Source organism: Cohnella mopanensis (assembly GCF_022352055.1).
Classification (GTDB): domain Bacteria; phylum Bacillota; class Bacilli; order Paenibacillales; family Paenibacillaceae; genus Cohnella; species Cohnella mopanensis.
Map to the genome: position 1 here is coordinate 1 of NZ_JAKRWM010000028.1, position 12,917 is coordinate 12,917.

A 12,917-nucleotide genomic window follows, 5' to 3' on the forward strand; every position below is an offset into this window, starting at 1 on the left:
CAGACCGCAGACCGCAGACCGCAGACCACAGACCGCAGACCGCTCTTAAATTCGAGTACATCGAAGAGTTGTTCAGACCAAGGCACTTTTTTGGCCTTCGTTCCCCAAGCGCGGAGAGTATGTCTCAACCAAGGCACTTTTTTTAGCCTTCGTTCCCCAAGCGCGGTGGTAATGTCTCAACCAAGGCACTTTTTTGGCCTTCGTACCCCGAGCGCGGAGATTGTGTCTCAACCAAGGCACTTTTTTGGCCTTCGTGCCCCGAGCGCGGAGAGTATGTCTCAACCAAGGCACTTTTTTGGCCTTCGTGCCCCAAGCGCGGAGATTGTATCTCAACCAAGGCACTTTTTTGGCCTTCGTACCCTGAGTGTGGCGGTTATGTTTCAACGAAGGCTTTTTACAAGATGTTGTTTGTATAGGGTAGGGTTCTCAGTAGTAACGATACGAAGGTATTATTTGATAAGTACAAGCGAGCAGGGGGAGAATAAGGTGAAGATGTAATGTTGTTATTCAAGCTCAGCAGCACAGCGCATTAACATTTGGCATCGTTTGATACCTAATGAAGTAGTCTACAAACAGGCTCAATAACTGGAACGATTTACCTCGCAAAACTTGTTCAAAAAAATGCTTGCACTCGTCGTTTGATTCGGATATAATCATATTTGTCGTCTGAAGCGGGTAACGCGAAATTACGGAAATCGCAGACCGGTAATGGCCCCTTGGTCAAGCGGTTAAGACACCTCCCTTTCACGGAGGTAACAGGGGTTCGAATCCCCTAGGGGTCACCATGCGAGCCATTAGCTCAGTTGGTAGAGCACCTGACTTTTAATCAGGGTGTCGAAGGTTCGAGTCCTTCATGGCTCACCATTTATTTGCTCCGTAAGGCGTAAGCCGAATCGGGCGACATTATATAGTATGCGGTCGTGGCGGAATGGCAGACGCACCAGCTTGAGGGGCTGGCGGGAGCAATCTCGTGGAGGTTCGAGTCCTCTCGACCGCACCATACTTAATAAGCTGAAATCCCTTGATACGTAAGGGGTTTTTTTTATTTGTATTTTATGGAGTCAAGAGAACAGAGCAAGCGAGAATAGGTAAAATTGTCTCCGTGTTAGCACCGTGATAGCAAGTAGAAAAGGGCATCTCCAGCGGCGAGATCATCGCTTCTAGAAGCGCCCTTGGTTCACAAGGCTTGCTCAATGCCATCGTATCATTAATGCATCTGGTTCAATTTTTCTAACTCCTGGACAGAGAATCCTGTTGCTTGAGCTACTTTTGTAATATCCATGCTATTTGAATCAAATTCCGGGCGATTCTAATTTTCCTTTAGTCTCGCCCTCTGTACGCGCACCTTAGAGCATTGAAGCTTCATCATGAAGTGCCTTTTGTCTCATTTCGTACGGCCAGCGTGCTTTGGCATCTTGACTTAAAAATTCAAGCGCGGACATCGCCTTGCCCAATGTGGGTTCGTTCACCTTCAACACCTACCGACTAAACACGAACTCATTTCAACTGAAGCAACTATGTTGTCTAAGGGTCACGTCAAGTAGATTATCGCTGCTTCCTTCTGGAAGATGAAAAAAAGGTTTCAGCACATGCGTCTGGAACCTTTGTTCGTTCAAAGGGGCAGTTAAGATTATTTGATAGAATCCGACAGCTTGTTCAGCACTTTCATGCCCATAATAATCAATTCACGTTCGATATCCGACAATTGGGATAGGTGTTCCATGAGCGGAGACGATACGAAATCATGAATGCCATCGTCCACGAACGATTTGACCGCGTCGGTTACATAAATGCGAATATAGCGTTTATCCTGCTCATCTTTGCGGCGTACGACCAATTGGTTCTTTTCCAGCCGGTCCGCAATGCCCGATACGGTGCTATGCGTCATATGCAGGCGGGAACAAAGATCCTTCGTGGAAAGGCCGGGATGCTCTACAAGCTCCTTAAGGATACGAACCTGCGGACCGGTCAGGCCGTAGGGATCCACTTGATCACGCAGCATTTTGTCAAACTTGCGATTGGCTTTTCTCACAACCGTGCGAATATAGTTCGCTTGCACCATGAGTTCTTTGTCGTCCATAAATGCCTCCGGCTCTGAGTGTTGGGATAGCTTGATTGTAGCACCGATCGAAGCCGGCGATCAATTCGAAGGATCGCTCATCCCTGTATCATCCTTGAATTCTGCTTATCGATCGCTCTTGCGTTGCCTGCCATAAAGGATAATAGCAAGCTCAGCGCACAGATCCCCAAACAGATGGCAAAGACGCAGGCGATGCCGGAACTGAGGGATTGCTGCAGCCGGGCATAGAGATCCGCGGGAATCGCCGTCCTTAACTCGGGAGAAAACAACGCGTACGAATCGCGGAGCGAATTGGCCGAAGATGGGCTTATTGTCCGTCCGGTGGTCAACTGGAGGATGGAAACGCGCAATCGGCTGTTGACGATAATTCCGAAAATGCTGACGCCGATCGCCATGCCGATCGTTCTCAGAAAGGTGATCAAGGAGGAGGCGGTCGCCAAGTGCTCCTTGCCGATCGAATTTTGCGCCAAGAGGAGGGTGACCGCCATCAAAGGCCCGATCCCTGCGCCAAGCAAAATCATGGCTACATGCAAATAGAAATAGGTTGTATGCACGTTGAGCATGGCTAGCATGGAGCACGCGATTCCCATCAATACCGCGCTGAAGAGCATCGTGGTGCGGAAAGGAACGTTTCTCAGAAATATGCCGCTGATCGAAGCCGAAACGATCAGGCTGACCATCAGAGGCGTCAAAACTTGCCCGGAATTCGAAGCGCTGCCGGCGATTACCCCTTGGATGAACAAAGGGATGTAGCCGCTCGCACCGATCAAGATCACGCCTTGTAAAAATGCCGTCACGGATGCGGACGTCAGTTTCGAGCCGAACAGCCGAACCGGAATGATCGGTTCGGGAGAGCGCCATTCCACCAGCAAGAAAGCGAATGAGCCGATCACGGACAGAGCCAATAGGCCGATGACCCACGGATTGCCCCACGAATGGCGGTTTTGTCCCAGATCGAGCCCGATGAGAAGGCAGACGATCGAACCGGTAAGCAGAAAGGCCCCGGCATAATCGATGATCGGCTTTTCGCTGCGCCTTCTGTTATCCTCGTAGAAAAGAAACAGCAATACGACGGCGACCATGCCGAACGGAACGTTGATAATAAATATCCAATGCCAGGACAGGTGGGTGTTAATAAACGCGCCCATGCCAGGTCCCGCCACGGCCGCCAGTCCGAATACGGACGAGAACAGGGCGGTCATCTTGCCGCGCTGTTTCATCGAGAATACATCGGCGATCATGGCGAACGTAATGGGGACGAGGGCAGCGGCCCCAATGCCTTGCACGGCTCGGAACAGGATCAGCTGCATCATCGTTTCCGAGCATGCGGACATCAAGGAGCCCGCCATAAACAAGCTCAACCCGAACAAATACATTTTCTTTTTTCCATATAGGTCCGCCAATTTCCCGAAGATCGGGATCAGCGTCGTGGAAGTCAACAGGTAGGAGGAAAACACCCACGGGAAAATATCCAAGCCTCCGATTTGCGAAACGATGGTTGGTATGTTGGTAGATACAATGGTATCGTCCAAAGCCGACATCAGCATCCCCAGCAGAAGTCCGATCATCAGAAGCAAAAGTCGAACGTTCTGTTTCTCCAGATGAAACTCCTCCTCGTGTATATGAGTCGCGTGCGACGTATCATATACGACGCATAATACACCTATGTAAACGGTTTGTATATAGGAAATCATTCGAATTTACTAATTAATTCAGAGGCCATCTGTCCAATTATTGTGTCGTGTTCGACACATGTAGCTATAGCCAAGAAATGGAAGAATGCATATAATGGTTTTGGGCGGAATGTACAATTTAGAGATTATGGGGTTTTATATCGTCCATTAGCGGGAGGAGGAAAGTCATGGAAGAATGGCATCATTATTGTCTAATAGTTCGATATCCGGAAGTCGACGCAATGGGTATCGTCTACCAAGGAACTTGCCGAAATTTTAACCGCCGCGATCGGTCCCTCTAGAGCCGCCGAGCAGCTGTGTGTTGACTGGTTAATTATTCGTGGTAGCACGGTGGTAGCAAACTCCAAATAACAGCCGAAAATGGCGGTATACAGCAGGAAAGGTCGAATGCCCAGAAGCCATAATGCGGTAGACTTCCGAGCATTCGCGGATATATCAGGAGAGTGTGTCCCGACATTGAGGGGCTGGCGGGAGCAATCTCGTGGAGATTCGAGTCCTCTCGACCGCACCATACTTATCAATGACAAATCCTTGTGATCTATCGCAAGGATTTTTTTGATTTTCAATTTCCAAATAGCGTTCATTCAATTAATCGCGCGAATCACTCAATGCTAATGATAAGACGAAACCCAATGTGGAAAAATACGTAATCCTAATATTAAAGAAAAGTTAGTTACATATGAGTTGTAAGTATCTTACTGATTTTGTAAAAATCGAGGGGGCAAGTGTTTTATGAGAATTACTATAGGCAAGAAAATGATTAGTGCTTTTTTAAGTATTGCGGTTCTTTTTGGAGTCGTAAGCGGTCTATCATTATTTTATTTAAAGAAAATTGACGATTCCTATTCGGATTTAATTAATAGGCGAGTACAGATCTTATCTAATACAAAGGATATGAGGGCTAGCACGCTGCAGCAGATGAGCAGCTTGCGAGACTTTCTTTTGAGCCAAAACAAAGACGGTTTGGATAGGATTGACGAATCGAATAAGCAATTGTCGAATTTGATAAGCGTTACTTTAAAGTTGGTACATCGTGATGCGGACATTAACCAATTACAAAACCTGAATGAACTAGGCCTACAATTCAAGAAGGGCGCAGACCAGGTCATTTCATTAGAGGGAAAGAACAATGAAGAGGCAACAAAATTGGCAGCAAGCGATGTCATTCCGCTCGGACGTCAAATGGAGAAATTGGCGAATGAGATTGCCGATGGCCAGCAAAAGCTAGTTGATGAAGGTGGCAAAGAGAATTCGTTGATGGTTGATTCCATCCGAACGACGGTTATGATCCTAAGTATAATCCTATTCCTAACCGCTCTTGCGATAGGTTACATCATTTCCAGATTGATCTCCAAACCGATCGTTCATATCGCGAACGCAGCAAAACGAATTGCTTCAGGTGATCTAACGTCAGAGAAAATGAACGTAAAAAGTCGGGATGAACTCGGCGAAATGGCGGAATCTTTTAACCGAATGTCCCAAAACCTTCGCGATTTAATCTTGCAAGTAGGAATGAGCGCAAAAAATGTTGCCATATCCTCAGAGGAGTTAACGGCGAGCGCCGAACAGACCAACCTTGCTACGCTACAAATCTCATCTACCATTCAGGAAGTTGCTTCCGGAGCGGATAATCAAGTTAAAAGCGTGAACGAAAGCGTGCAGGCCGTTAACGAGATGTCGGAAGGAGCGCAACAAATTGCTATCAATGCTCAAAGCGTCTCATCTTCTGCATCCGAGGCGGCTGACAACTCGTTAGAAGGAAATCAAGCCATTGAACAGGTAGTTAATCAGATGAACTTTATTCATCAAACCATTGAAGATTTATCGGAAGTGATCAACCGATTGGGAGAACGTTCACAGGATATTGGAGAAATCGTTGGATTTATTACGGACATCGCTTCGCAAACGAATCTACTAGCGCTTAATGCTTCCATAGAAGCAGCGAGAGCAGGGGAGCAGGGAAGAGGATTCGCGGTAGTGGCAAGCGAAATTCGGAAATTAGCCGAACAGTCGACTCAATCGTCACAGCAGATTGCCGAACTAATCGCATCCATACAACAAGAAACAATTGCCGCCGCGCAATCTATGGAAGTCGGAACAAAAGAAGTGAACGAAGGAATTCGCGTCGTAAGTAGGGCGGGAACTTCATTTGAGCATATTCAACAATCGGTACATAAAGTTGTCACTCAAATTCAAGAGGTGGCAGCGGCTGCTCAAGAAATGTCTGCTAGTACGGAACAGGTCGGTAGCTCTATGAATTACATTTCCACAATTGTCGAGGAATCGGCAACGGGGATGCAGCAAGTATCTGCTTTTACGGAAGAGCAGATCGCGTCCGCGGAGGAAGTTTTCTCCTCAGCATCTTCGTTGTCCAAAATGGCTGAACAATTACGAGATCAGATCGGAAAGTTTAAAGTATAAGCTCGTCCCCCGATGACCAAGAACGAGAGAGAGGGGGCGAAAAACCGAGAATCGTGCGAATAATGTTCCGCTGGGAGATGCAGAAGGCCGTTTTGCCCCCGATTCAGGCCCGAAAGCGCTTGGGAGACATCCGGAAGGCCTTTCTCCTCGTCCTGCTCCGTGGTATGATGCCAACTATATTTATCAATTATTGCGGTACTGGGTGAAGGGGATTATCGAAGGGGTATGGAGAAAAAGCGTTCACTGTGGGCACTTTCGTGGCCGGTTATGATCGAGATGTTCCTTCAGTTTGCGATAGGAACGGCGGATACGTTAATGGTTAGTCGCATTTCCGATGACGCGGTAGCGGTTGTCGGTTTCTCGAATCAGTTTTTCAATGCCGTTCTTATTATGTTTATGCTAGTCGCCAGCGGCGCGGGTATTCTCATTTCTCAGCGGTTGGGAGCCGGGCTTCGCACGGAAGCCCGCACGATCGGTACGATGGCGATCGTATTGACGGGAGGACTCGGAGTCGTCGTCAGCGTGGTGCTCTTGTTCGGTACCGGACAGTTCGCGGCGGCGCTGCAGATGCCGGAGGAAATTCGTCCGTTAGGACATACCTATATGTCCATTGTTGGCGGAGGGATGGTGTTCACCGCTTTGAACGCCGCGCTTAGCACTTGCGTGCGGAATACGGGAGATACGCGTTCCCCTATGTATATCGCGTTCGCGATGAACGTTCTGCACATTACTTTGAATGCGCTTTTCATCTTCGGAGCGCTCGGTTTTCCGAAGTGGGGACTGTTCGGAGTGGCAATATCCACGCTGTTCGTTCGAGTGCTGGCGGTCATATTGTTGCTTAGGCTATTCCGCCATGCGTTTGAAACACCGATCACATGGCGCGAATTCGGCAAGTTCGATTTTCGCTTGTTGAAGGATGTGTTCAAGATCGGTTGGCCGATGAGCGTGAACGGGGCTTCTTGGCAGGTGTCGCAGCTTGCGATTACGAGCTTAATTGGCGTTATGGGAGCTCAGGCGCTGGCGGCAAGAACGTATATGAACACGATGGAATCGTTCGCTTTCACGATCGGATGGTCGCTCGCGATGGCCGTACAGATCCAGATCGCCCATGAGTACGGTGCCGGACGGTACCGGGAAGCTTATTATAGCTGCTACCGGGTACTCGGAATCGGGATGGCTCTAGTCTTAATGAATACGGGATTGATCCTCTTGTTCCGAGAGTCGATTCTTAACTTCTTCACGACGGATCCGTGGATCGTGGATATGGCGGTTACGTTGTTATGGCTTAATTTGTTACTGCAGCCGGGTAAAATGCTTAACATGGCGCTCGGGCAATCGATTAACGCAATTGGCGACGGCCGATTCAGCATGAAGGTGTCATTGCCGTGCATGTGGATCGTTGCCGTCGGTCTGACCTACTTGCTCGGTATATCCTTAGAATGGGGATTATACGGTGTCTACGCCGGCATGATTCTGGATGAATACGCGCGCGGGATTTTCATGTGGTTCCGCTGGCGGCATCATCGGAAGTCGGGGGTATTCGCCTCCGCATTCCGCCAGCCGCTTGATCGTCCGCTCGTAACCGGGAGTGGTATCTCGTCGTAGTCGTAATGGAATATTGTTCAAAGAAAATCCCTTGTTGACCGAGGGTTTTTTTTATTGCCTCCTTTTGTTGACAATGATAATCATTATCAATTAATATAAAGCCGAAGATAGGTAACGGATATCCGGTATTTCGGTGAACCGATGGAAAGGGGAAGTTGAGTGGCTAGCATCGTCTTGATATATGCGAGCATGACAGGGAATACGGAAGAAATAGCCGAAGCGATTGCCAAGGGCATTCGCGAAGCCGGCGTGGAGCCGGTCATGAAATCGGTTTTGGATGCCGTAGCTTCCGAACTGGAGCAATACGACGGTATATTGTTAGGCGCGTATACATGGGGAGACGGAGATCTTCCCGACGAATTCGTAGACTTCTATGAAGAAATGGATAGGCTCCGACTGAACAATAAAAAAGCGGCGGCATTCGGCTCTTGCGACTCCGTATACCCGGAATACGGCGTGGCTGTGGACCAATTGATCGAGAAGCTGGAACAGCAAGGGGCGGAAGTCGTACTGCCCGGTTTGAAGATCGAATTGGCGCCATCGCCGCAAGAGGCTGAGGAATGCAGTAGGTTCGGCTTTGATTTTGCCCGGCATGTCCTTGGACAGCTAACGTAGGAGACTATTCTGCCAGCTTGCCGAACCGAGAGAAACCGGCTGCGGCTTCGTCTGCGTTACACCGCAGGGATAAAAGACCTTTGGCAAGTTCCGCTACTTTGTGGAGCTTCGGGCTGAAGGTCTTTATTACATGATTAGATTAGCGTTCATTCCAATAGGTTTAGGTTGTGATTTATCCGATTTGCTATTATTCTAGTAAAGCTCGGTAGCTTCCGGAGGAATGGACGCTTATACATCCTAGTCAGACAGAAAGAAGGTTAGCAAAGCAAGTGAACACTAAAACTTTAGCTAGCGGAAAAGCGGTAGATCGGTTTCCGCTAGCATTATTCTCTTTAACCGCAGGAGCTTTCGCGATCGGCATGACCGAATTTGTCATCATGGGGCTGCTGCCTAATGTGGCGAATGATTTGAACGTATCGATCTCTCAAGCGGGACAGCTCATTACCGGATATGCGCTAAGCGTTGCGATCGGTGCGCCGATCTTAGCCGTGGCCACTCACCGCGTACCTCAGAAAAAGCTGCTGATCTTACTGATGATTCTCTTCATCATTGGTAACGGAATTGCCGCGGTCGCCCCGAACTATTCTGTGCTGATGGGGGCAAGGCTCTTTACGGCGCTTGCTCATGGAACGTTCTTCGGCGTCGGTTCGATTCTCGCCGCTAATCTGGTCTCGCCGAATAGACGCGCTGCGGCGGTATCGGTCATGATGGCGGGGTTGACGGTCGCGAATGTCATCGGCGTGCCTTTCGGAACGTTTATCGGCCAGCACATGGGCTGGAGGGCCTCGTTCGGCGCGGTCGTCGTGATGGGTTTCATTACGCTCATTGGAATCATTGCGTTGATTCCCGATATTCGTCAGACGGAGAGCTCCAGCGCGATTCGGCAAATTCGCGCTCTTCTCCAACCGAAGTTATTAGTCGTTTTGCTTACCGGCGCAATCGGCTGCAGCAGTCTTTTTACGGTATTTACTTATATCGCCCCGCTGCTCCAAGAAGTGACCGGCTTTGCCGAGCATAGCGTGACTTGGGTTCTCATGCTGTTCGGAATAGGCGTGACGATCGGAAATATTCTCGGGGGCAAACTCGCGGATTGGAAGCTGATGCCTACTCTCATAGGGGGATTCGCGTCTCTCGCTATTATTCTAGCGGTATTAGCGTTGGTAGATGAACTTCCCGTTGCCGTTGTGATTACGATCTTCATCTGGGGAGTCGTTTCATTCTCCGTATTGCCGGGATTGCAGGTTCGGATCATGACGCTCGCCAAGGATGCTCCGGCCCTGGCCTCTACGTCCAATCACTCTGCATTGAACTTCGGCAATGCGGGAGGAGCTTTCCTAGGCGGTCTCGTCATTACGCACGCGGGATTAGACATGCTACCTTGGACTGGAGCGGCGCTATCTCTGATCGGAGTGATGCTTGCGATCGGTGTGTATTGCTGGGATAAAGGCTCCGTTCGATAGGATCTGTCAGCCGCTGTTATCGGCTTGAATTGGATAAATAATCTGCGCGAAATGAGCATGGAACGGCTGTAGACAAGGTGTTAATTTGGGAGGGGGGTATGATCGGCGAATCATAGAGAGGCGGTAGGACAACGAACATGAAGCAATGGAATGCCGAAAGCGGCTACGATTGTTGGCTGGAATATCGAACTATCGATGACAATCAATTGCGGGAAACGTATTCGAAGTACTGTTCGCGTGTGGAGGTCATTGGAGAGACGGCACTAGTAGAGTCAGCGCGAAAGGAGCTACAGCTTGCGCTTGGAACGATGCTTGGGTTAACGTTCCAGGATGGCCGAGTTCCATTAGAAGGAACGGGTATCGTGGCCGGAACCTTCGACAGTTCTCCGCAGTTCGCTTCGCTGGCTACCGAATATAATATCGCGGATTTGGGTGATGAGGGTTATATCGTTCATTCGTCCGATAATGGCAATATCTATTTGTTGGCGGCTACGGATAAAGGCGTGCTATACGCGACGTTCCACTTGATCGGGCTGTTACAACAAGGGGGAAATATCGAAAAGTTAAACGTTCGCGAAATTCCCTCCAACGGTCTGCGCATGATTAACCATTGGGATAACATGGATGGATCGATCGAGCGCGGATACGCGGGGAACAGCATTTTTTTCCGGGACAATCGAATGATTGCGGAAACGGGTCGGCTTAGGGATTACGCAAGGCTGCTGGCTTCCGGGGCTATTAACGCGGTGTCGATCAATAACGTTAACGTGCATCGCGAAGAGTCGAAGCTCATCACCGAGCCTATATTACCGGATGTGGCTAGGGTCGCGAATATTTTCCGGGATTACGGAATTCGTCTGTATTTGAGCGCTAATTTTGCGGGCCCGATGGAAATCGGCGGACTGGAGACGGCGGACCCGCTTCACCCGGATGTCTGCGCATGGTGGAAGGACACGGCAGAGAGGATTTATCGTTGGATCCCGGATTTTGGCGGCTTCGTCGTCAAGGCGGATTCGGAATTCCGGCCAGGTCCGTTCACGTATGGGAGAAACCATGCGGACGGGGCGAATATGTTCGCGGATGCGCTTAAGCCTTTCGGAGGAGAAGTCATTTGGCGCTGTTTCGTGTACGACTGCTTGCAGGATTGGCGCGATCGGATAACCGATAGGGCACGTGCGGCTTATGACCATTTCATGCCGCTCGACGGACAGTTTCGGGACAACGTGCTGCTTCAGATCAAGAACGGTCCGATGGACTTCCAAGTCCGTGAGCCCATCTCGCCTTTACTAGGCGGATTGACACTGACGAATCAAGTGATGGAGCTGCAAATAGCCCAAGAATATACCGGACAGCAGCGTCATCTGTGCTATCTTGTGCCCCAGTGGAGGGAAGTGCTGGAGTTCGACACTTATGCCAAAGGGCAAGGATCGACCATCTCGGAACTGACTAGCGGCAGGATGTTTGGGAGAACAAGGGGAGGAATCGCGGCGGTATCGAATATCGGGGATGACCTGAATTGGACCGGACATGATTTTGCCCAGGCTAATTTCTATGGCTTTGCACGGTTGGCTTGGAATCCGCATTTGAGTTCCGAGCAAATCGCGCGAGAATGGATTCGCAGAACTTTCGCGCATGATGCGGAAGCGGAGCGGGTCATACTTGGAATGCTCCTTGATTCTTATTCGATCTACGAGGCCTATACGGCACCGCTTGGCGTCGGTTGGATGGTTAATCCTTCACACCATTACGGACCGAGCGTTGACGGATACGAATATTCGAAGTGGGGAACATACCATTTTGCGGATTGCGAAGGAATCGGCGTTGATCGAACGGCAAGCACCGGAACGGGCTACACCAGGCAGTATCATTCACCGATGTCGGACTTGTACGAATCGCTCGAATCATGTCCGGACGAGCTTCTCCTATTTTTCCATCACGTCCCGTACACGCATGTATTGAAATCCGGTAAGACGGTCATCCAGCATATTTACGATTCACACTTCGAAGGAGCCGATCGGGCAGCCGAACTACTGGAATCATGGAACTCGGTCGAGCGGAAGGTCGATTCCGGAAAACACAATCGCGTAAGGGAGCGACTCGTTCATCAGGCGGAACATGCCCAGGAATGGCGAGATCAGATCAATACGTACTTCTATCGTAAATCCGGAATCGCGGACGCACAGGGTCGACCGATTTACTAGGGAGATTCGTAAACAAGACCCGAATTCGATCACAAGCCCGCTATCCGCTCCCGATGGGTATACACGTTCATGGAATCCGCGCGGATGAATCCGACGCAGGTAATGCCCAGGTCTTCGGCTAGCCGGAGAGCCAGATCGGTCGGAGCGGATTTGGATAATAAAATGGGGCAGCCGATTTTGGCTGCCTTTAACACGACTTCGGAGGATAGCCGTCCGCTGAACGCGATGACGCACTGTCTCGTCGGGATGCGCTGGCGGAGGCTATGGCCGAACAGCTTATCGAGGGCGTTGTGCCGGCCGATGTCGGTACGAACTTCCATGAGATCGTCTTTGTCGTACAGCGCCGCATTATGGAACCCGCCGGTGAGATGAAAATCGACGGAGCTCATCTGCATGCGCTTCATCAGCTCGAAGCACCGTTCCGCCGGAATCGGATTTCCTCCGATCAGGGTTTTCGCGGTGCGCGCATCGTTATGGAAGTAGAATTGTCGGCTCTTGCCGCAGCAGGAGCCGATAATCCGCTTCGAGTGGAATTCCTTCGCGGTCGATTGCGGCCGATGAAGATCGACGTAGGCAAAACCACGGTCTTCGTCGATCGACATCATTTTAATATCCTCTATCGCGCGTATTATGCCTTCCGAAGCGAGGAAACCGACGACGAGATCGGTCAGATCGCTGGGAGAGCAGACAAGCGTCGCGAATTCCTCGCCGTCAAGCCGGATCGTCAGCGGAAATTCGGCGGCAATATCATCGTCTATTTCTACGGAATGCTCCCCATTAACTTTAATCGTTCGCCAAGTGACGCAAGATTGTTGTTCCATTAGGAATATCCCCTTTCATT

Annotated in this window: 8 protein-coding genes, 3 tRNA genes and 1 pseudogene; 8 read left to right on the top strand and 4 right to left on the bottom strand. The window is 50.0% G+C overall.

Annotation, left to right across the window (positions count from 1 at the left end):
• The first annotated feature begins 710 nt into the window (after positions 1-710).
• The 3 genes from L3D05_RS24605 (at position 711) to L3D05_RS24615 (ending at position 1,000) form a co-directional block, all read left to right on the top strand.
• Positions 711-785: transfer RNA gene (locus L3D05_RS24605), tRNA-Glu, on the top strand.
• A gap of 3 nt (positions 786-788) precedes the next feature.
• Positions 789-864: transfer RNA gene (locus L3D05_RS24610), tRNA-Lys, on the top strand.
• Between the two features lie 50 nt (positions 865-914).
• Positions 915-1,000, top strand: a tRNA-Leu gene (locus tag L3D05_RS24615).
• Positions 1,001-1,207: 207 nt separating this feature from the next.
• On the opposite strand, the pseudogene L3D05_RS26900 reads toward L3D05_RS24615, so the two are convergent.
• The 3 genes and pseudogenes from L3D05_RS26900 to L3D05_RS24625 all read right to left on the bottom strand — a co-directional run.
• Positions 1,208-1,478, bottom strand: a pseudogene (locus tag L3D05_RS26900) (Rpn family recombination-promoting nuclease/putative transposase); the annotation flags it as partial.
• A gap of 152 nt (positions 1,479-1,630) precedes the next feature.
• Positions 1,631-2,080 (bottom strand): MarR family winged helix-turn-helix transcriptional regulator, encoded by a 450-nt coding sequence (locus L3D05_RS24620; RefSeq protein ID WP_239619029.1) that lies wholly within the window; start codon positions 2,078-2,080, stop codon positions 1,631-1,633.
• A 77-nt stretch (positions 2,081-2,157) separates the two neighbouring features.
• Positions 2,158-3,774, bottom strand: a complete 1,617-nt coding sequence (locus tag L3D05_RS24625; RefSeq protein WP_239619030.1) for an MDR family MFS transporter — start codon at positions 3,772-3,774, stop codon at positions 2,158-2,160.
• Positions 3,775-4,506: 732 nt separating this feature from the next.
• Here L3D05_RS24625 and L3D05_RS24630 point away from each other — a divergent pair.
• The 5 genes from L3D05_RS24630 (at position 4,507) to L3D05_RS24650 (ending at position 12,076) form a co-directional block, all read left to right on the top strand.
• Positions 4,507-6,195: a methyl-accepting chemotaxis protein gene (locus L3D05_RS24630; RefSeq protein WP_239619031.1), complete on the top strand. Its 1,689-nt coding sequence runs from the start codon at positions 4,507-4,509 to the stop codon at positions 6,193-6,195.
• Between the two features lie 225 nt (positions 6,196-6,420).
• Entirely contained in the window at positions 6,421-7,800 is a 1,380-nt protein-coding gene (locus L3D05_RS24635; RefSeq protein ID WP_239619032.1) for an MATE family efflux transporter, read from the top strand.
• Between the two features lie 159 nt (positions 7,801-7,959).
• Positions 7,960-8,415, top strand: a complete 456-nt coding sequence (locus tag L3D05_RS24640) for a flavodoxin (RefSeq protein WP_239619033.1) — start codon at positions 7,960-7,962, stop codon at positions 8,413-8,415.
• A gap of 269 nt (positions 8,416-8,684) precedes the next feature.
• Entirely contained in the window at positions 8,685-9,875 is a 1,191-nt protein-coding gene (locus tag L3D05_RS24645; protein ID WP_239619034.1) for an MFS transporter, read from the top strand.
• Between the two features lie 137 nt (positions 9,876-10,012).
• The gene (locus tag L3D05_RS24650; protein ID WP_239619035.1) at positions 10,013-12,076 is read left to right on the top strand and encodes an alpha-glucuronidase family glycosyl hydrolase; all 2,064 of its coding nucleotides are present in this window, start codon (positions 10,013-10,015) and stop codon (positions 12,074-12,076) included.
• A gap of 29 nt (positions 12,077-12,105) precedes the next feature.
• On the opposite strand, the gene fdhD is transcribed toward L3D05_RS24650, so the two are convergent.
• The gene (gene fdhD / locus L3D05_RS24655) at positions 12,106-12,897 is read right to left on the bottom strand and encodes a formate dehydrogenase accessory sulfurtransferase FdhD (RefSeq protein WP_239619036.1); all 792 of its coding nucleotides are present in this window, start codon (positions 12,895-12,897) and stop codon (positions 12,106-12,108) included.
• Positions 12,898-12,917: the final 20 nt, after the last annotated feature.